The sequence below is a fragment of the Halogeometricum borinquense DSM 11551 genome, assembly GCF_000172995.2.
Lineage (GTDB): Archaea > Halobacteriota > Halobacteria > Halobacteriales > Haloferacaceae > Halogeometricum > Halogeometricum borinquense.
Map to the genome: position 1 here is coordinate 87,346 of NC_014736.1, position 19,554 is coordinate 106,899.

Genomic DNA, 19,554 nt, shown 5'->3' on the forward strand with positions numbered 1-19,554 from the left:
TTGTGGGCCCGTGCACGTGCGTCAACAGACTGGTGGTGCGGTAAGTATGCTCCCGCAGACGGGTGCGTTGGAAATCGACCCCGACGAGCGGCTGGAGCGTGAGGCTGAGGAGACCGCTCAACGCGTGATGCGTGGTGGGGAGCTGGGCGTGAAACCGCTCAGTCAGACTGAGTACCACATTCAGCGGATTCCAGAGGGAACAGCGGAATTCTACGAGGGCGTCATCGACGCGATCAAGCGCGAGTCAGCTCTCACGGACGACGATGTCGAGCGGATTAAGGACGAAGTGGCGCAGGACGTGGCTGGAACAGACTACGCTGGGGCGAAAGGCCACGACGAATTGAACGTGAAGGTACTCGAAAAAGCCCAGCAGAAAGCCCAACAAAAAGCCGAGGAACTCGGCGCTGTCGATAAGGTGAACAAAACGCTTGCAGAGTCCGATCTGGTGCGTGGAAACAATGAATCTGGGAACATCGATAGCCTCACCGACGGGGAGAAATCGGCGATGGATGTCGTTCACGAACAGGCACAGGTCGAAAAGACGCTCGACGAACTGGACGCCGAACTGAGTTCCCTACTCTCCGACGAGAACATCCGACTGACAGCGACTCAGGAATCCGAAATCAAGTCTCTCCAGCAGAAGCTGGCCGAACAATTCGACTCCCCCGTCGCCGAACTGGTCATCACGTGGCTGCTGGACAACCTTACAGGGGCAGCGACGAGCGTAACGAGCCTCTCGGCGCTGTTCGCAAAAGAGATGGGCGCGGCAGATGCATCGACCGCTGCCGGTGCGATCGTCATGGCTGTCTCGATGGGCCTGGCGCTGTTCGTCAAAACCATAACCACTGACTACGATGTTGGTGATGATACTGGCGCAGAAAACGATCCGACTGGGGTGAGAGAATGATGGACGGAGATATCATCGGTGAAAACGAAGACGGTATCGGTGTCGATGTTTCGGATAACAACGAGATCATACACGAGATCTCGATTGAAAAGGGTAGTTGGGAGATCGTATACCACGAGCAAGACGGCTACCCTGACAAGGCAGCCAAACGCACGCCAGATGGTAACGAGCACGTCAACCAGGCGAGAAGATTCGCTCGGTATCACGTGTACAAAGAACGCGGCTACGAGACGTTCCCATGGGACGAACACATCGGATACATCGAAACTGTCGGTGATGCCATCAAGAGCCTCTCAACCGAGGAGTTCGAGGACTACTTCGGCGAGTTCTACGAGACGGTTGCTGGCTCGCTCAGCCTCAACAGTGGGGGAGACATCACAGCTCTCTTCGCGGCGATCCAAGAGAAGGCCAACGCGTACTACATCGACGTGTACCTCGACAACGATGGACAGGTAGAGGCAACCTCAGAGGTGCGGCAGATAATTCCTACCGACGACTGGCAAGAGGAACTCGAATCACCGCCGGAAGACACCGACCGCGTTCCTGACGCACGCATCGAATTGATGCCGATGCCGCTGCCATCGATCGAGTTGTTCCAGCCTATTGTTGTCCACCAGACGAGATGCCAGATTCGAGACTGCTACATCGTCATGGGCGAGGAACCACCCGAAGAGTATCGCCTACTGGGCTTTGGGAAGTACAAATTCGCCTCGCTCTATCAGCGAGGCGACCTCTCGCTGTACGAGGACTACACCCGTCTCGACGCCGACATTCCTGGCTACACGGTCGGCCTCGGCCTCGAAGAGTACCCAGAAATCGAAGGACAGGTCAAATCGCTGTTGTCGGCGTTCGCCGACGAATAACCTCCCGTGGCTTCTTGTTTGGCGTGTGGTTCTGGCTGCGATGTGTCCAGCACTGTCGAGTACGACCCGAACTCCGCGGAGGCCAGCACGTCCTCGCTCACGAGCTCGCGCACGTTCGCCAGCAGACCGGCGGCGCAGTGTCGATGCTCCCGCAGACGGGCGAACTCGAAATCGCCCACCGAAATCGGTTCCATACTATCCACCAGATATTATCATGGACTACTATTTTGTCGATCAGAACGGATCAATCCTGATGCAGAGTATATCAGTAACGAAATTCAAGAAAAGAGACAGATCCGAATTGTTGATCCAAACACGTGAAATCGGAAGAGACGCGTAACCAGCACGCTCAGTAGTTCTCATCCCGACTGTAACCACAGATCACCGCTGTGGGAGGTTAGTCCGCACGAGATCGAGAGATTACGCTAGCAAATACGAACCAAGTCTTTCGAGCGCATCCACGCCCTGTGCTTCACCCTCCAACTGCGGCACACAGTTGATCGGCACTGAAAACCGCTCCTCAACCGCTTCGATTCGGTCTCGATGCCGCTCGGCATCCCGCTGGCATCGGTCACAACGACAGCCGTCGGGATTCTCGAAGACGCGATTCACCACCACACAGTCGGAGGGAACTGATGCCTCGTCAAGCCTCTCGACCAACCGCTCAGCTTCAGCAATTGCCATACGCTCTGGAGTGAGCACCACACAAAAATGAGTCCGTGACGGATCACGCAACACCTGCTGAACGGACCCAACGCGCTCTTGGAGCGACACTACCTCGTCAGAACCACTATTTGAACCCCAATATGCTGCCGGGCCGAAAAACACGCTTTTGGCCGCCTGTGCAGTCCGCCGAACGCGCCGTTGAACTTCGCCAGCAACGCCGAGTGTCTCCCCGAGCACTTCTGGCAAGTCGAGTAGTCGGAGCGTATGCCCAGTCGGTGCAGTGTCGAATACGACGTGGCTGTACCCGGCGTCGGCGTAGCGGGCGATGTACTCCAGAGCAGCCACCTCATCGCCACCCGGTACGAGTCCGGCCTTGAACAGTCGCTCCAAATCGTCGTCATCCAGTCGCAGTCCGGCGTCTCGAAACTCGTCGGCGAGTGCCTCAACGACGTGCCGGTAAGCCTCCTGTCCGGTTTCGGCATCAACTTCGATGGCAAACAGTGAGTCAACAACCTCCGTGGGTTCTCCACTGAGTTCTTGTTCGAAAGCGTCGCCGAGTGAGTGGGCAGGATCAGTTGAGACCACGAGTGTGTCTCCCTCACGCCGTTTCGAGAGCGCGAGAGCGTGCGCTGCCGCACAGGTCGTCTTTCCGACGCCACCTTTCCCTCCGTACAGAACAATGTCGGTTTCGTCACCGTGCGGATGCTCTGTCTCGGTCATTGCGTTGGTGTAGGGTCTGTAAGGTTACAAAGGCGTGGGCGGCCCTCATCGCGCGTGTGCGTGAGTAGAAAAGCGTGCGCGAGTAGAAGCAGGGCGAAGATGAGAGAGAACAGGAGTGAGACAGTAGCGCTCGGAGGTTATAGATCCGGCCGTGGTGCGAGTCCGGTCCAGTCGATAATCGCGTGCTCGCTGTGGTAGTTCTGGAGTTGGTCGGCGCGTTCGTAGCGGCCAGTGAACGAAGTGATGCCGTGGCCCGTCACTTGCGCGTCGCTCGGTGGTCGAACCCCCATGCCGACGTAGCAATCTCGGAGTTGGCAGCGGAAGTGATCGACCAGGGTTCGCTGGAACGCTGCCACGGAGATAATCGGCGTATGGTCTGGTGTAAGTTGGATGCGGGCAGCGAGCGTGGCATCCTCGTCCGGTTCCGTCCCGTCACCGTATTCGATGCGTGTCGGTCCGTCTGTATTCCAGTGGACACGGAGCGGAGAGATAACGCGGAGGAACTGCTCGCTGGACGCATCTTCAGTAAAGGTGGACTCAGATGTCGAGAGCACGCGGTTCAGACGGGAGAACAGGTCCGAATCTTTCCGGTCAGGACGGACATCAAGTGCCTGTCGGATTTCTCCGAGGCTGTTCAGTTCGGCGAGGACTTCGGCGAGTCGCCGGATCTCCTCGGTATCCAAGGTGAGGTGAATGTCCTGTTCGATGAGTTCCCAATCTGCGTCTGGCGCTACCTGTGGAGGTTCCACTGGCGGGGTATCGTTCGTCCGGAGAGCGGCGAGTTGGTCGTAACAGGTCGTGAGATGCGATTCGAGTGTGTCCTGAGCCATCGCGCCGATCAACAGTGTCGTGACGGCGAGTCGGTCGGGATCAGCGATCTGATCGGATTGACTGTACGGTGAGAGGGCGTTAGATCCGGTTGTGCGGGTGAGATAGTACTTCGCAAAACGTTCGACGCGAGCCAAGCGCTCTTTGACCCCTAGTGATCGGTCATCGCTGTCGGGAAAATGTTGGTCACACCAGTGGTCTGTGACCTCCCCTTCCTTAGAGAGGGTGAGGTGGTGTTGTACATCATCATGGTCGGTGATTCGAAGCTCGACTGTACGGTCCGTTTCGGAGTGTTCGGTGACGTTCATACTGAATTAGTATCGGATTTCGTCGGTGGGAGCGTTGAACGAGGACATTGGAGCGGTCTATATTCCTGTTATTTCAGTAATCGGAAGGTAGGGATTAAATTGTGTGGTCTCGTCCGGATAGAAATTGGTGGTGCGTTGGAGGAAAGTTCGGTTTGTAATGTTTTCTAACCGAACATTTTATAAGAGAACAATGTTATCCTCAGTGTACTAACCTTACTTCGTATGCCACGTGACGATACCTACTCGGATTCGGATACGCCTGCTCTGTCGCAGTTCCAGAAGAACCGATTCTTCAAGGGCAAGTTGATGACGCCCCGCGACATGGAAGCAGAACAGGCGTACCACGCCGAACGCTTGCATACGATCAACCGCTTCCTCAACGGGAAAGGTATCGTTCACGGCATCGAGATACAATCTGTGACAGAGACCGACGATGGTCTCGACGTCACCCTGACGCCGGGGTTGGCTCTAGATGGCAACGGTCGGCCCATCGTCGTCGAACAGGTCACGACGAAGTCCGTCCCCATGCCTGCCGATGACGAGGTGTATTTCTTCCTCGAATTTACTGAGGCCGCGATGGAGACGATTCCGGTACCAGACACGGAAGGTGCAGTTGACGACGATACCGCACCCAACCGTGCTGTCGAATCGTTCACGCTGACGTATCATGAGACGGAACCCGACGAGGTGGCTGCTGTTCCGGATGTCGATATTCCGAACCTGCAGGTAGATAATTTCGACCCGCAAACGCTTCGAGAAGCTCTCTCTGAGCAGTATCAACAGTACCAGTCGAGCCGTGGCAGTTCCGGGCCAGCCGTCTTCGTCGGTGCCTTCGAGCGGACACCCGATGGAAATTGGGTACCGATTGATGACGCTCCAGCACGGCCGGTCGTGTTCGACAGCGAGTATCTGTTTGGTGTACTGGTTGATCACGTTGCAGACACCGACAATCCGCACCGGACTCCCGTCACGAAGGAGCCGATGGATGTGCCGGAAGACGTCGATGAGATCATGGACGCACTGGAGGGACTACAGGCGCAGGTCGAAACACTGCAGGACGACCGCCGGTCTCTCACGAGGTACGTCATGCGGAAGACGATCAAAGACCGGATTCGGTTCTTCGAGGAACTCGCAGACAGAGTACAAGAGCAAAGTGGCGAAGCCAGTCAGATCGCACGAAGTATCGTTGATCGGTCGCGTGAGAACCTGCAGGCAGTTCGTGTGCGAGAAGAAGACTACGAAAAGCAGTTAGATAATCTCATCGCTCCGTTGGTCGAGCTTGGCGATTGTCTCGAACCGGTAACCACAGAAGAGAGCCTCGAGGATTATCTGCGGGCCGTGTCGAACCTACAATCGGCCGTCGAAGAAGATCGGTCGTTGTTAGATCAGGTTGACGCACACGACGAAGTGTGTGAAGCGGCGGATTCACTCGAGGTACTCCTGGACGTTGTCCCAGTGACCAACAAATAGCGATCCACCGTGCCACCAAATGTGTCAGGCAGAAATGGAAGCCTGATTCAATCGCGTGGTGAACCGGTTATGATCTCGTGGTTGCGTTCGAGTGGGAGATATCGGGGAGGAGTCACAGAGGTCACCGCAGGGTTGAGAATACACAGATAACTCTGCGAGTTGTCTTCATTTCTGGTATCAGACCCACCTCTAGATATTTAAATTAATTAAGTAAGTGATAAGATTTATAACCATACAGTTAGTAGATTGACATCGTTGGAGTCAGAAAACAGATGAGTGAATATCAGTCTCCAGGCGTTTATGTCGAAGAGGTCCAGAGCGGAAGCAAATCCGTCGAAGGAGTCAGCACTAGTACTGCTGGCTTCCTCGGCCAGACCGAACGCGGCCCGGTCGAACCCCGCCTTGTCACGAATTACGCCGATTTCGAGCGGCTCTACGGTGCGAGCCCGAAGTCCTCCGATCTTGATGCCGCTGTTGACGGGTTCTTCAAAAACGGCGGTAGCCGCTGTTTCATCGGACGCGTCAGTGGTGCCGATATCGACGACGTAGCGACTGGCATCCTCGCAGACGACGAGGGCAACGAAATCGCCGAAGTCGAGGCCAACGGTCCCGGCCAGTGGGGCGAATCCGTCGCCGTCATCGTCGAAGACAGTCAGTACCCCAACCAGTTCGACATCACCGTTCGCTACTGGTCCGGCGACCTCGAAGCAGTCAGCAAGCCGCACGGCGACCGACCCGACCCGTCGCCTGACGTCGAAGAGGTCTACGACGGCCTGTCGGCTGATCCTGAGGCAAGCAACTTCTACGAGAAGCAACTCGAAAGCTCGGTTCTCGTGGACATCGAGTACAAAGACGACGGCACGCCCGTTGACGGCCTGACCTGGCTGCACCGCGACAGCCACCCCACCGCGTACTCCGACGGTGGTCTCGTCGAAACCGACGAAGAAGAGACGGTCGTTCACATCCCCGAGGACCTCGACGAACTCGAGCAGGAGAGCCTCGAAGGCATCGCCGAGCCTCTCGAAATCGAAATCGACGAGGACGCCGACAAAGACGACCTCGTCGTCGAACTCGAAGAGGTCCGCGAAGGCGAACGAGACGTCGACGTCGAAATCGTCACCGAGAAGCCAGAGGCAGACGGCGAAGTCACCCTCAAAGACTACGAAGGTGTCAACAAGCCCGGTCTCCGAACCGGTCTCGCCGGCTTCAAAGCGATCGACGAAATTTCGATGGTCTGCGCGCCGGACGAGAACGACATCGACGGTCTGACTGACTCGATTGTCGCACACTGTGAGAACATGGGCGACCGCTTTGCGATTCTGCAGTCGCCGCAGAACCCCGGTCCGGTCTCCGAGATGGAGACGCCGGTCGATTCCTCGTACGCGGCATACTACTACCCGTGGGTCAACGTGCTCGACCCCGTCACGAACCGAGAGAAACTCGTCCCGCCGGGCGGCCACATCGCCGGTATCTACTCGCGGACCGACCAGGAACACGGTGTCCACAAAGCGCCCGCTAACGAGACGCTTCGCGGCATCGTCGGCCTCCAGCACAACATCACGAAGGGTGAGCAGGACGTCCTGAACCCGAAGGGTATCAACTGCATCCGCAGCTTCCAGGGCCGCGGTATCCGCGTGTGGGGTGCTCGTACCACGTCGTCTGATCCCGAGTGGAAGTACCTCAACGTTCGCCGCCTGTTCCTGTTCATCGAGCAGTCGATCCAGGAAGGCACGCAGTGGGCGGTCTTCGAGCCGAACGAGCAGGACACCTGGGGTCGGATCCGACAGTCTGTCACCAACTTCCTCCGCACGGTCTGGCGGAACGGTGGCCTCCAGGGTCAAAGCGAAGACGATGCGTTCTACGTGAAGTGTGGCGAAGAGACGATGTCCGAGGACGACATCGACAACGGACGCCTCATCGTCGAAATCGGTGTTGCGCCGGTCAAGCCCGCCGAGTTCGTTATCTTCCGCATCAGCCAGGATACCGAACAGGCATAACCGCTCACACAGAACCAGCTAACTAACCACTACGATAACGGAATACACAATGTCCAAAGCATCACAACCCATCTCAAACACTCAATTCGACGTCGAACTCGACGGGACGAACATCCCGGGCGTCGTCGAAGTCAAGCTCCCTGAGAAGAACGTCCAAACGCACAACTACCGAGAGGGTACCGACATCGCCTCCGGGACGAAGCACCTGGGCGAAGTCACGTACACCAAACTCGAGTTCGCACGAAGTGCGGACAAAAAGAACTCAGCCCTCGACGACTGGCTCAAAGCAGCCGAGGAAGGCCGCGAAAACGATGCGAAAAAGCAGATCGCGGTTCTGCTCAAGGACCGAACCGGCCAGACGGTCGCTCGCTACAACATGGAAGGGGCGATGGTCATCCAGTACAGCCCCCCGAACCTCAACGCGACCCCTGGTGGCGACCAGATCGCTGTTGAGACCTTCGTCGTCGACTTCGACACGATGCAAGTCGACCGCTCCTAATGAGCCAATCCACCACCGACCCGACGGACGGCTACGCTGTTGACAGATACCGCGAGGAGTGTCACCTCGACAATGAGGGATACCTCCACACCGGGACCGCGTCGGCACACGTCAACAGAATAATTATCAAGACGGAAGAACAACGCCGGTAACGAATGACGAATCAGACGCTCCAGACCGAATTCGAGTTCACCCTACCGAAGGGGTACGTTGACGACGAGGGGACCCTCCACAAAGAGGGCCGAATGCGGCTTGCGACCGCCGCAGACGAGATTCAACCGCTGAACAACCCACGCGTTCAGTCAAACTCGTCGTATCTGACGATAGTGCTGCTCGCGCGGACGGTCACGGAGCTTGGCTCGCTCGATACCGTTGACGAAAGTATCATCCAGAACCTCTTCGTCTCGGATCTCGAGTACTTGCAGGCGATGTACGAGCGCGTCAACAACAGCGGTCTGAACGCGGTCGATACCGCCTGCCCAGAATGCGGTGAACCGTTCACCGTCGAAGTCGAAACCGGCGCACACGTCACCGGCGGGGCCAACGACGAGATGGCGTCGATGGATTCGGAATCCCCTGTCGATGATACAGACACCCAGTTCCGCGACATCTCGACGGTGTCTGACACGCCAGAAGACGCAGTCGAACCCGCCTCGGAGGAGGAAGCCGACACGGGAAATCCAGCCGAATGATCCATCTCCACGACCCTGACGTGTTGTTCGAGGAAGTCGCCTTCGTGGCCTACCACTTCGGTTGGAGCCGCGACGAGGTGCTGGGGATGTCCCACTGGGAACGTCAGCGGTGGTGCGAGGAGATCAGCGACATCAACGAAGAGATGAACGCGAACGGAGACACCGCCCCAGGGCGCCAATCCCAACAGCAAGGCGCGAACTTCCTCGATACCGAGGGCGGCGGAAAGGTACTCTCGAAGTCGCTTGACGAACTACGCGACGAGTAATCGCCACGAGCAACGGACACAACCATGGCTGATAGCGCAAACACATCCAACAACAGCCCCTACGGACAGTACAACTTCGAGGTCGTGATCGACGGCGAGTCCGTCGCCGGCTTCTCGGAAGTCTCCGGAATCGCAATGCAGTTAGAGACCGTCTCGTACCAGGAAGGTGGCGTTGACGAGTACGTCCACCAACTCCCTGATCAGTTCGCACATGCGAACTTGGTCCTGCAACGAGGGTTGACGGACGACGTCACCTTCTGGGAGTGGATACAGGACGTGATGAGCGGCAACGTGACAAGAAAGAACGTGACGGTGAAAGTCCAAGAGAGTCACATGGGACCGAACACGTGGGGCTGGCAGTTCCTCGGCGCGTACCCGACTACGTGGCGTGGTCCCGACCTCATCGGTGGCCGACAAGGCGGTGTCGCCATCGAGACCATCGAACTCGCGTACAAGAAGTTCAACAAACTGTCCGGCGCGCCCAAGTAAGCCCGAAGGCGATCACTCGCTATCGGGGTTTCGTTCTACACCGACATCACGTTCGGCGATACGCGAGAATTCTGCTTCGTTGATCGACTGAATCATCACCGGCGACACTTCAACCGTAACTGACGGTTGATATGTGGCGTCGAACCGTGCCCAAAGAGAGAACACTTCGTCGAGCGGCGCATTCGTAATTGTGAGTCCGATTCGAGTATCCTGCTCGATTCCCTCAGTCTCTTCAGGTTCGAGTATGCCGACGTCGTTGAGTGTCTGGAGGACGAGCCCAAGTGCCTGTTGTTGGCCGATAGTACCGGTGACGTTGTCTTCGTCATCTCTCGGATAGGCCGTCACCAGATAGTCGATTGTAATCGGCAGCGGCGGGTCTCGTTTGGCCGACTCTCCGACCGGCGTCGTGTTCATCGATCCAACTGAACCGTCTTTCCGGACGCGATAGGGGTAGAACCCGATTCGAACAGTCGAGTTCGGGCCGATATCCGCCGGAGAAATCAGTTCGATCTCATCGGGTTCGACAGGAAGTTCCGGATAGTCGGCAGTCTCCTTGAGTAGGTCAACGAGCGCTTCGCTCACGTATCGAATTGCTTCGTAGGTCATCAATCAAGCCCCTCGAGACGTGATTCTGAAATCGTCGGTTCGGTTATCCACATACGACGCCCGTTCGTGGACCGGCGGAAAAAGGATTCCGAGGTCAGCGTCGATTCCGCCGTCGGCCGTCAGGTTCCTGTGCTGGTTCGACGAGCGCCTCGTCGTATGGCTCGAACTCCGATTTCCGGACGACGCGACCGGCATCCCGGTAATCTCGTTCGAGTACGCGAACAGCGTGTTTCATCTGGATCGACTCGTCGCCACAACTGGCGGCCTCGACGGCGATTCGTTTGGCCAACGAGGCGATTTCGCCCCCGCTGAAGTCGAACTGTGCGAGCCACTCGGCGTCGATACCGTCTGTCGGAGTCTCGTCGGGGAACGCGGCCTCCCAAATTGCCTCTCGCGTCTCTTCTTGAGGGTTCTCGAACCGAACTGTGTGGTTGATACGTCGCGTGAACGCTTCGTCAATATTGGACGCGTAGTTCGTCGTCAGGAGGATGACGCCGTCATAGGTTTCGATGCGCTGGAGGAGGTAGTTCACTTCCGCGTTGGCGTATCGGTCCGTTGCGTCCGACACCTCAGCACGGTCACCGAACACCGAATCCGCTTCGTCGAACAGAAGAATCGCGTTCGACTGCTCGGCCGCTTGGAAGATCTGTTCGAGGTTCTCCTCGGTCTCTCCGATGTACTTACTCACCACACTCGACAAGTCGATCTTGTAGATGTGCATGCCCACCTCGTTGGCGAGCGCCTCGGCGGCCATCGTCTTCCCAGTCCCGGGCTTCCCCTTGAATAGGGCGACCACGCCAGCGTTCTTCTCCTTGTCACGGAAGCCCCAGTCATCGTAGATTCGGCCTCGATTCGAGATGTGTGCCTGAAGCTGATCGAGTTTCTTATCAGTCCGCTCCCGGAGCATGACCTCCTCACGAGCGATGGTCGGTGTGATCTGCTGTGCGAGATCGGCTAACTGACTGGAAGACTGGGCTCGGCATCCTTTCCGAACGTGTTCGACGGTCAGTTCGTCGCCGCCCGCAAGCGTGTTTGCGGCCGCCAGCGCGGACTCCATCTGCCCCAAGGTCAGATCGAACGTGCTGGCCATGCGTTCCGGATCAAGGTCGTCGGGGAGGTCGTCGGCGTGCGCCTGCCAGAACTGCCGCCGCAGCGGGATGGTCGGCCGGTCGAATCCGACGAGTGCATCGACTGGTTGCTGACTGGTTCCAGCAGGCGTCCAAGACGATTCGCCGAGCAGGAACACGTCGCTCACCACGGGATCGAACCGGTCGATGACGGCCGACAGCGACCGATCCCCGTCCGCACTCGCGCTCGTTGCCTCGTCTGCACCAGTGACCACGACCGGTCGTGCTTGGAGGGCGGCCTCCCGGACGACCATATCGAGGATACCGGCCTCGAGCACCGCAGGGAGATCAACTTGTAAGTACGCCTCTTCCTCACAAAGGGCTTCAGCGGCACGCTGCGGGCCGCTCCCTCGGGGACCATGGAAGTACAGGCGACGTCCCGACTCTTCGCTATCGCGGAGCGATGCGAGTGTCGAATACGTGCCGTCCTCGATGAGTAAGTCATCGAGTGTGGCGTCGGCGGTCGTCTCGGTGAGGAATGCATCGACTGCGTCGGCACTTTGAACACTGGACGGTGTTCTCAGCCCGGGATCAACTGTGCCGTGACCAAGTAAAAATGCGTAGATGCGGTCATCGACTCGGATCGAATAATCGAGTTTCGAGCCAGTCTGTCTGGTCCCCTCGGGAGGGTCAAGGACGAGCAGGCTGTACTCATGCAACGGTGAACCCTGTCCGAACAGTTCAGTTGCAGTCAGAAACTCGTCGGGCGTCGTCGAGAAGAGGTCGGCGACGAGACGGACCGTCGGTCGCTGTTTGCTCGCATCGTTTTGCAGTTCGCTAAATAGTTCAGTACCGGCGGGATCAACGTCAGGAAAGAGTGCGAGTAACAGGGCATCGAGATGCTGTCTGGTGAGATCGAACGCGTCAGCGAGGGTTTGGAGACGCAGATCGACACCCGCTTCGGTAGCGGCCCGCCGCTTCTTCTCTATTCGTGTCCGATATCGTTCGAGGTCATCTCGTGCATGTTCGGGGACGACCAACTGAGTTGCCGATGGCGAAGCGTGCGACTCATTCGATTGTAGTCGTTCGACCAACCCGAGTTGCGAGCGCGGAAGTTCCGCGTGACGATCACCGAGGAATTCGCGCAGGAGGTAATCGAGACACCCGAGTTCGTCCAGCAGATGATCTATCGTTCCCTCGTAACTCATTGTCTAAAGTCGAGGTGTCGCAGTAATAATAGTTCTGCGAGATATATTTTGTATATTCAGTTTAGGAACAAACAGTTATATAGGATGGCTATCAAGTTTGCAGTAAGAATGAGATTTCGGTCTGCGAACGAGCGGACGACTCCGAGCAAAGAGTCCTCGTCCGTTCCGTCTATTCAAGAGCTGACGGGAGGCTCGAATCGAAATCAGAGTCGTGGTGGTGGTTCGCTAACACCCCAAGAGTGTGAATCTCGCTTCGGGGTAGAGATCTACATGGACGGGCTGGATACGAAGATTCAGCGACTAGCCAAGAAACACGGCGCAGATCAAGTTCGGCAGTGGGCCGACGAAGGCATGACCGTCGATACGATGGGCAAGCCACGCGACATGCGCGCGTTCCGCCAGCGCCAGAAAGAACGGCCCGCGGAAGTCCCGAAAGACATCGAACGCCGGAACGCTAAATCCGTCCAACGCAGTCGCGGCGCGCATCACGAAGCAAGCAAGGCTGGTGACGCGAACGTGCCCGACTCAGTGCGAGACGTGATTTCCTCGCCCGGCCAGCAACTCGACACGAGCATCCAGCGCGCGATGGAAGATCGGATGGGCGACAATCTGGGCGATGTACGCGTCCACACGGGTCCATCGGCCGCGAAAGCGTGTGAAGACATCAACGCCCGCGCGTTTACCGTCGGCAATCACATCGCGTTCAACCACGGCGAATACGATCCGAGTTCGGCGGAAGGCCAGCATATTCTCGCCCACGAGTTAGCGCACGTGCGCCAACAAACCGGTGGCGCGGTGTCGATGCTCCCCCAAGAGGGTTCGTTAGAAATTGATCCTGACCCACGCTTAGAGCGGGAAGCCGAAGAAACCGCCCAGCGCGTGATGCAAGGCGGAAAGATTGGCGTGCATCGCATGGAGCACTCCGACGTGCACGTTCAGCGGACGCCCGCAGAGGTAAGCGTCGAGAACAACTACGCAGGAATTCGAGAACTCAAAGAGGAAGTTTCGGAGCTCAAGGAAAAGGTGAATTCGGGATGGTCGGAGAAAGTGGCAGGTGGCATGGCAGCCGTGGGATCGAGTGCCGCAGTCGCTGGGACTCGGGCCGCTCTCGAATCAGACCTCGCTCAAACCATTGAGGGGGGTGAAACGCTATCGAAGATGATCCCCCACGCTGGTGAAATAATGGCTCACCATCCCGAAGTGACGGCTGCGGTTGGACTGACCGCAGTCGCAAGCGGAGGCCTCTACGGGGCGCAGCAGGCTGTCGATGGCTCCGGAATATTTGACCGCATCGGCGATGGCGTTAAGAGTGCCTTCGGCCACGTGAAGAGCAAATTCAGTCGCAAAGACGAATCCGAGCGTGAGGAAGAAGAAAGAGAGGAGGACAGTGGTTGGTTCTCAGGACTAAACTAAATTATCAATGAATGGAAATATAATCGGCGAAGACGAAAAAGGGGTGGCACTGTTCGTGGAGGATAATAGTGGCAACGAGCATGAAATCGGAGTAAACTCTGAAGGAGATATATTCCACCATGCAGATAATGTTATCCCAGACAACCCCTCTGAACGAAGTGATAAGGAAGATGAAACCTTCTCGCAAGTCCGCCGGTTCGCCCGCTATCACGTCTACCGCGAGAAAGGATACGATACCATCCCCACAGACGAGAATCCAGACCGAATCGCTGCGGTCTTGCTGGCCATTATAGACCTCGACGACGAGGAGTTCGAGAACCGCTTCAAACCACTGTACAAGCAGGTCATGAGCCATGAGCGTCCGGACGTGGAGCCGTCACTGGACCTTCCAGATTCGGTCTACCACGGAGGAGAACCCTGCTACAAGCAGAATATCTACCTCGAAGAGAGCTTGGAGGAAATGAAAAGTACAGTGAGCGAACAACTGGTCGAGAGTATCGGCCAAGAGCAGATTACGGAAGTACTCCAAGCGGATAGCGGTGATTTCTTCTCAAGAGCAGCGTCGTTGTTCGGCGGCCCGAACGGCAACTACGGGGGCCTCACTATCGACGGAATCTCCGGAATCGACACGGTACATCTCGTGGACGGGAAGGAACAGACCATCAAGAGTGATGACCCCTTCGAGCGCGGGCCTGACGCTCGTCTGGAGTTATACCCCTCGAATTTCGACTTTGAGGCCTTCCGGTTCTACATCGGATACAACCTCATCTGCCAAATCAGAGATTGCTTCATCGGCATGGGTGTCGAACCACCAGCACAGTATCGGGTTCTCGGCCCCGGTAAGGACAAGTACACCGGCAAATACCACGCGTTCGACTTCTATCCCGAATACCACAATCCCGGGGCGACCATTCCGGGCTACATCCGTCCAGCCCCGATATAACTTGAACTCTCCCCTCAGTTACATCGGATACTCTTGAACACGAAACGATGAAGCAACGTCGCAGAGATGATTAGGAGGGCATCTATTGACCCACGAACTCGCACACGTCCGCCAACAAACTGGTGGCGCGGTGTCGATGCTTCCCCAAGAGGGTTCGTTAGAAATCGATCCCGATCCGCGCTTAGAACGGGAAGCCGAAGAAACCGCTCAGCAGGTCATGTCGGACGGACCGGTCGTGCTTAGTCGGATGGGAATGGACGTTCACATCCAGCGGGCGGCAAGCGGATATCACGGAACTCGGCGGGCTACCAAAGAGGACTGGCAGACGCCCGGGACGAGCGAGTCAGCACACGAAACGCTGTCGGCCGACGAACTCTCAAAGCGAGTTGCCGAACTCGAACAGCAGGTTCAGGCCAACGAAAAACGCGCTAAGCAGAACAACGAAGGCCTATCCAACGTTCAAGAGGAGCTCAATACGAAAATTGAGGAGAACACGAAAACGCTGGAGAACCATGCCGAACAGCTTGGCACTACCAACGAGAAACTGAGCGATCTCAAAAGCGAGGTAGACAGTGGGATCGGAGAGACAGTAGCGGGAGTCATCGGTGGAGGTATCGGCACTGGGATAACAGCCCTAGGTCGGGCAGCGACAACCGACACTATACAACAAGGAATCGAAAACGGGAATGCTGTCCTTGACACGCTGGGACCGATTGGTGACGCGATGGCCGCGCATCCGGAAATGGCAGCCACTGCGAGTGCAGCCACTATGATGGCATTCACTGTCAGCGCGGCAGGCATTGGTTCCAAAAAACTATTCGAGCAAATCAAAGAGCGCTTCTTCGGAGACAAAACCGACGAAGACGAACGGCGCGAGGAAGATCAGACAGACGAAGAAGATGACAGTGTTCTTGGTATTTTCTAAGATATGAAAGGAGAGATTGAGGGAATTACAGATGATGGTATCGGCGTGAGAGTTATTGATAAAAATGGTTTCGAGCATAAAATCGAGATGCTCTTTGATGGAGAGATAGTTTATCATCATCAGAAGGGCTATCCAGATAACCCGAAGGAGCGCACAAACGAAGAGGACGAAAGCGTTGCCCAAGCCCGCCGGTTCGCCCGCTATCACGTCTACCGCGAGAAAGGATACGACACGGTTCCAAACCCGGACAACCCCGACCGGATTGCGGCAGTCTTGCTAGCCCTTATCGGACTGGACGATCAGCAGTTCGACCAGTACTTCGGGATGCTGTACGAGCAGATGGCGAGTCACGAGCGAGCGGACGTGGCTCCCGTATTGGACCTCCCGCAGGAGGTGTATTCTGAAGAATTCATCGTCTACAAACAGAACGTCTACCTCGAAGAGAGTCTCGACGCTATGCAGGACCAACTCACACAACCGGCAACCGAGGTTTTCGGGGAGGAGAACCTTCAGGAATTCCTCCAAGAGACCGGGGACGGTCTAGTGGCAAAGGCTCGCTCGTTGGTCGGCGGAGGGACAGACGAGGATGAAGATGCGTCCGAGGAACCATCCATCCCCGAAGCAGATCTGTCAATCGCGGACGTGTCGGGACTCGACACGATGTACAGTACGCCAGAGGGATACAAGACCATCGAGGGCGAGGACCCGGTCAGTCGTGAGCCAGACGCTCGCATCGAGACGCTCCCGATGGGATACACTCGTGAGCAGTTCCGGTACCACGTGGGTCACAATCTGATCTGCCAGATTCGGGATTGCTTCATCAGTATGGGTGTCGAACCGCCAGCCCAGTATCGGCTCTTAGGCCACGGGAAATTCAAGTACTCCGCGAAGTACCGCGACTTCGACTTTTACCCCGACTACTGGGACTACGAGGCCAACATCCCTGGATACAGCTCCCCAGTATAACCTTCAAGAAGGTCAGTCCGTTTTCTACAGCGAACTCCCAGGTAGAACCAATATGCGTCGAGAGCGCAACAACACATCCCAGCCGACGACAACGAGAGTGATTCTGCTGGTACCTATAAAACCGAATCAAAATCCCTGGATTCGCGAGTTAGCGCACGTGCGCCAGCAAACGGGTAGTGAGGTGTCGATGCCTCCTCAAGATGAGTTGGTGATTGGGCCGACCAACGCTTAGAGTGCGGACTGAAGAAGCCGCCCGGCAAGATACCACGGAACTCAACGGGCTACCAAAGAAGACTGGCAGACGCCCGGAGAGTGAAGCGACACGCGAAACGCTGTCGGGTGACGAACTCCCAAAGCGGGTTGTCGAACTCGAACAGGTGCAAGGCAACGAAAAACGCGCCAAACAGAACAACAAAGGGCTGTCCAACGTCCAACAGGACCTCTGTTCAGCGACGCTGGGGCTGCGACTGATGATGAAGCTGATGCGCAGCGTGAGCGAAATCAGACCGATGGTGCATCGACTACCTTCTGGTGATTTCGATGGAAGCAACCACTGTCAGAAGACGAAGTCGATGCAAGTGTCAAGATCACTTTGGACGAGTGAAATGTCTCGACAGTAATTACAAGTAGCTCTCATTTTTTAGATTGAGAATCAGACCGGATTCTCGGTCACGGCTGTCGACAGTTTGCTGAGTGAGTCAAAAGCCAATTGCTGATAGAACTTCGGTGTCGTCACCAACACTCTGTAACTGAGTTCGTATTCGGGGAGACTAACATGGTGGTCGAACTATCTCAATATCCTTACTATGACGAAGAAGTGAAATTTATTCGATATAGCAATGACGCACTTTTCGAGTTGAGCAAAGAGATGGCCCCATCCCCGATGATCTCCCACACTGATATCCAATCGTGGTACTCTGAGAACTCGGACACCGATCGCGTGCCGTGAAAGGTCACACGAGGCGCGACTTTACCTGACAGACATTTTATTTGATCGGCGGCGACAACCCACGTGTGCACCGCTCGCTTCGATTTTTGAGTTAGTCGTGAAATCGCCTTGTTCGTCGGTTTCAACGTCGGCGACAGTATCTCAAGTCCAACATACTCCGGCAATTGCACGAAAGTATGTTCAGATATTATGATATTCCTTTGATATTAAACTCGTTATTCTGAATAGATGACACAGACGGAAGACGGCGAAAACAACTGAGTACAGCCACCACCTAGACGTTGTTCACGGAGCTTCGAAGTCCGCCAGCAAACTAGCGGAACAAATAATACCGGAATATCAGCAACCGCTGTCCTATCGTAGTCCGATTATCATATCTTGTATACTGAGACGGATGAATAACAGCCATTCATTCTAGCCTGACTAGTAAAATACTTGAAATGTGAGCGGCGTTCTGCAGTACAATGCTCTGTTGACCCCGATAGAGAACCCCCGACTGCTTCCAGCGGTGAGTATCGTTCCAATAGAAGTCTGAACAGGAAATGGTCCCGACTACGCTACGCTCGACCCCCTCAGAGCCAGTCGTTTTTTCACTGTTCCTGGACAAGTATCGATCATGCATTACGGTCCTACTTTTGTAATACTGTAATTTTACACCTGGCTTTCAAAATTTCAGTTATACTGAAACAAATAGCCGGATCGATACGACATCTGGATTGCTCATATTGCGGAGAACAGGTCAGCGGGTGGGGATGAGTCGTCAGAGGGCGAGATGCAAGGAAAAGGTCAAACTCTGAGCGAAAGCCGCATTAGTGGAGAGATCTGGAATCATTGTGTGACTCATCAGTCCATGACTGCAGTAAAGACATCTTCGAGAGACTGGGTCTCCGTCTCGAAGTCCACTACCTCTATGCCGGCCTCAGACAGCGCGATTACGACGTCAGAACGAACGTCAGTCCGAGAGCATTTGACACAGATATCTGACTCACTGATCCAAGCGTCCGTAACACCGTCGATCATCTCAACCGTCTCTGGGACACGCTCAGGCGTCGAATTAACGTTTATCCTTATTGTTGGACCCTCGTTCGCCTGTCCGAGAAGCTCTTCCATCTGCGCTTCCCTAACCAAGCTCCCGTCTTTTATGATTTCGACCCGGTCGCAAACCGCTTGCACGTGCCCCAGTTGATGCGAGGAGAAAAAGACTGTCGCTCCCTTCGTGTTCTCCTCCTCAATTATCTCTTTGACCCGGGCGGCACCCAACGGATCAAGGCCCGCAATCGGCTCATCGAGGATGAGCAAATCCGGGTCTCCAACTAGTGCCATCGCAAGTCCAAGTCGTCGAGTCATACCACGTGAGTATCCTCCAGCCTTCTGCTCGGCGTCATCGGCAAGTCCAACCCGTTCAAGATAACCGAGGGGCTCGTCTTCATTATGGAGCTGGCAGGCCAACTCCACGTGGCGCAGTCCGGATAACTTCGGATATGGCGTGAATCCTTCTGAGAGGATTCCTGTTCGGTTCTTGATTGTGAGTTCGTCCGTCTGAGGGTCATGACCAAACACTCGAACCCGTCCGCTGGAGGGCCTGAGGAAGTTCACCAACATCCCAATCGTAGTCGTCTTTCCCGCTCCATTCGGCCCGAGAAATCCGTATATCTCACCACGGGAAACGCGCATGTCTAACTCGTTCACTGCGGTAACATCTCCGAACGTTCTGGTCACGTCTGTGAGCCTAATCGCAGCGCTATCTGTCGTCGGCGTTGTCTCAGTCATGG

At 56.0% G+C, this 19,554-nt stretch carries 19 protein-coding genes and 1 pseudogene; 15 read left to right on the forward strand and 5 right to left on the reverse strand.

Translation table 11 applies throughout. The features are described from left to right. Positions 1-46: 46 nt before the first annotated feature. The 3 genes and pseudogenes from HBOR_RS17670 to HBOR_RS20530 all read left to right on the forward strand — a co-directional run. Positions 47-907 (forward strand): hypothetical protein, encoded by an 861-nt coding sequence (locus HBOR_RS17670; RefSeq protein WP_006053427.1) that lies wholly within the window; start codon positions 47-49, stop codon positions 905-907. Beyond that, on the forward strand, positions 907-1,770 hold the full coding sequence (locus HBOR_RS17675; protein ID WP_006053428.1) for a hypothetical protein: 864 nt from the start codon (positions 907-909) through the stop codon (positions 1,768-1,770). The genes HBOR_RS17670 and HBOR_RS17675 overlap by 1 nt, the downstream gene beginning before the upstream one ends. Positions 1,771-1,827: 57 nt before the next feature. Continuing rightward, positions 1,828-1,943, forward strand: a pseudogene (locus tag HBOR_RS20530) (eCIS core domain-containing protein); the annotation flags it as partial. 247 nt (positions 1,944-2,190) lie between these two features. Here the strand turns inward: HBOR_RS20530 and HBOR_RS17680 are convergent. Together HBOR_RS17680 and HBOR_RS17685 are read right to left on the reverse strand one after the other, a co-directional pair. Beyond that, positions 2,191-3,156, reverse strand: a complete 966-nt coding sequence (locus HBOR_RS17680) for an ArsA family ATPase (protein ID WP_006053430.1) — start codon at positions 3,154-3,156, stop codon at positions 2,191-2,193. 137 nt (positions 3,157-3,293) lie between these two features. Then, positions 3,294-4,292: a hypothetical protein gene (locus HBOR_RS17685; protein ID WP_006053431.1), complete on the reverse strand. Its 999-nt coding sequence runs from the start codon at positions 4,290-4,292 to the stop codon at positions 3,294-3,296. Between the two features lie 222 nt (positions 4,293-4,514). Here HBOR_RS17685 and HBOR_RS17690 point away from each other — a divergent pair, with 222 nt between their 5' ends. The 7 genes from HBOR_RS17690 (at position 4,515) to HBOR_RS17715 (ending at position 9,705) form a co-directional block, all read left to right on the forward strand. Next, positions 4,515-5,762, forward strand: coding sequence for a hypothetical protein (locus tag HBOR_RS17690; protein ID WP_006053432.1), 1,248 nt, complete (start codon positions 4,515-4,517; stop codon positions 5,760-5,762). A gap of 272 nt (positions 5,763-6,034) precedes the next feature. Beyond that, positions 6,035-7,759, forward strand: coding sequence for a phage tail sheath family protein (locus HBOR_RS17695; protein ID WP_006053433.1), 1,725 nt, complete (start codon positions 6,035-6,037; stop codon positions 7,757-7,759). A 49-nt stretch (positions 7,760-7,808) separates the two neighbouring features. Then, positions 7,809-8,258 (forward strand): phage tail protein, encoded by a 450-nt coding sequence (locus HBOR_RS17700; RefSeq protein WP_006053434.1) that lies wholly within the window; start codon positions 7,809-7,811, stop codon positions 8,256-8,258. After that, complete coding sequence (locus HBOR_RS20125; RefSeq protein ID WP_006053435.1) at positions 8,258-8,410, forward strand: hypothetical protein; 153 nt, start codon at positions 8,258-8,260, stop codon at positions 8,408-8,410. Before HBOR_RS17700 ends, HBOR_RS20125 begins: the two co-directional genes overlap by 1 nt. A 3-nt stretch (positions 8,411-8,413) precedes the next feature. After that, positions 8,414-8,950 carry a hypothetical protein gene (locus tag HBOR_RS17705; RefSeq protein WP_006053436.1) on the forward strand — a complete coding sequence of 179 codons (537 nt, stop codon included), beginning with the start codon at positions 8,414-8,416 and terminating at the stop codon, positions 8,948-8,950. Next, positions 8,947-9,216, forward strand: a complete 270-nt coding sequence (locus HBOR_RS17710; protein ID WP_006053437.1) for a DUF6760 family protein — start codon at positions 8,947-8,949, stop codon at positions 9,214-9,216. The genes HBOR_RS17705 and HBOR_RS17710 overlap by 4 nt, the downstream gene beginning before the upstream one ends. Before the next feature lie 24 nt (positions 9,217-9,240). Then, positions 9,241-9,705, forward strand: coding sequence for a phage tail protein (locus HBOR_RS17715; protein WP_006053438.1), 465 nt, complete (start codon positions 9,241-9,243; stop codon positions 9,703-9,705). Positions 9,706-9,717: 12 nt separating this feature from the next. On the opposite strand, the gene HBOR_RS17720 is transcribed toward HBOR_RS17715, so the two are convergent. Both HBOR_RS17720 and HBOR_RS17725 read right to left on the reverse strand, forming a co-directional pair. Beyond that, on the reverse strand, positions 9,718-10,311 hold the full coding sequence (locus HBOR_RS17720; protein ID WP_006053439.1) for a DUF4255 domain-containing protein: 594 nt from the start codon (positions 10,309-10,311) through the stop codon (positions 9,718-9,720). A gap of 94 nt (positions 10,312-10,405) precedes the next feature. Next, a complete protein-coding gene (locus tag HBOR_RS17725) occupies positions 10,406-12,586 on the reverse strand; it encodes an ATP-binding protein (RefSeq protein WP_006053440.1) in 2,181 nt (726 codons plus the stop codon). Positions 12,587-12,694: 108 nt separating this feature from the next. Here HBOR_RS17725 and HBOR_RS17730 point away from each other — a divergent pair, with 108 nt between their 5' ends. The 5 genes from HBOR_RS17730 to HBOR_RS17750 all read left to right on the forward strand — a co-directional run bounded on the left by HBOR_RS17730 (position 12,695) and on the right by HBOR_RS17750 (position 17,453). Then, positions 12,695-13,999 (forward strand): eCIS core domain-containing protein, encoded by a 1,305-nt coding sequence (locus HBOR_RS17730; protein WP_049890718.1) that lies wholly within the window; start codon positions 12,695-12,697, stop codon positions 13,997-13,999. Between the two features lie 7 nt (positions 14,000-14,006). After that, positions 14,007-14,942 (forward strand): hypothetical protein, encoded by a 936-nt coding sequence (locus tag HBOR_RS17735; RefSeq protein WP_006053442.1) that lies wholly within the window; start codon positions 14,007-14,009, stop codon positions 14,940-14,942. Between the two features lie 85 nt (positions 14,943-15,027). Beyond that, positions 15,028-15,867, forward strand: a complete 840-nt coding sequence (locus tag HBOR_RS20425) for a hypothetical protein (RefSeq protein WP_013446633.1) — start codon at positions 15,028-15,030, stop codon at positions 15,865-15,867. Between the two features lie 3 nt (positions 15,868-15,870). After that, positions 15,871-16,833, forward strand: a complete 963-nt coding sequence (locus tag HBOR_RS17745) for a hypothetical protein (RefSeq protein ID WP_006053444.1) — start codon at positions 15,871-15,873, stop codon at positions 16,831-16,833. A 233-nt stretch (positions 16,834-17,066) separates the two neighbouring features. Then, positions 17,067-17,453, forward strand: a complete 387-nt coding sequence (locus HBOR_RS17750) for a hypothetical protein (RefSeq protein ID WP_006053445.1) — start codon at positions 17,067-17,069, stop codon at positions 17,451-17,453. A 1,172-nt stretch (positions 17,454-18,625) separates the two neighbouring features. Here HBOR_RS17750 and HBOR_RS17755 read toward each other — a convergent pair. After that, positions 18,626-19,552 carry an ABC transporter ATP-binding protein gene (locus HBOR_RS17755; RefSeq protein WP_006053446.1) on the reverse strand — a complete coding sequence of 309 codons (927 nt, stop codon included), beginning with the start codon at positions 19,550-19,552 and terminating at the stop codon, positions 18,626-18,628. Between the last annotated feature and the right edge of the window lie 2 nt (positions 19,553-19,554).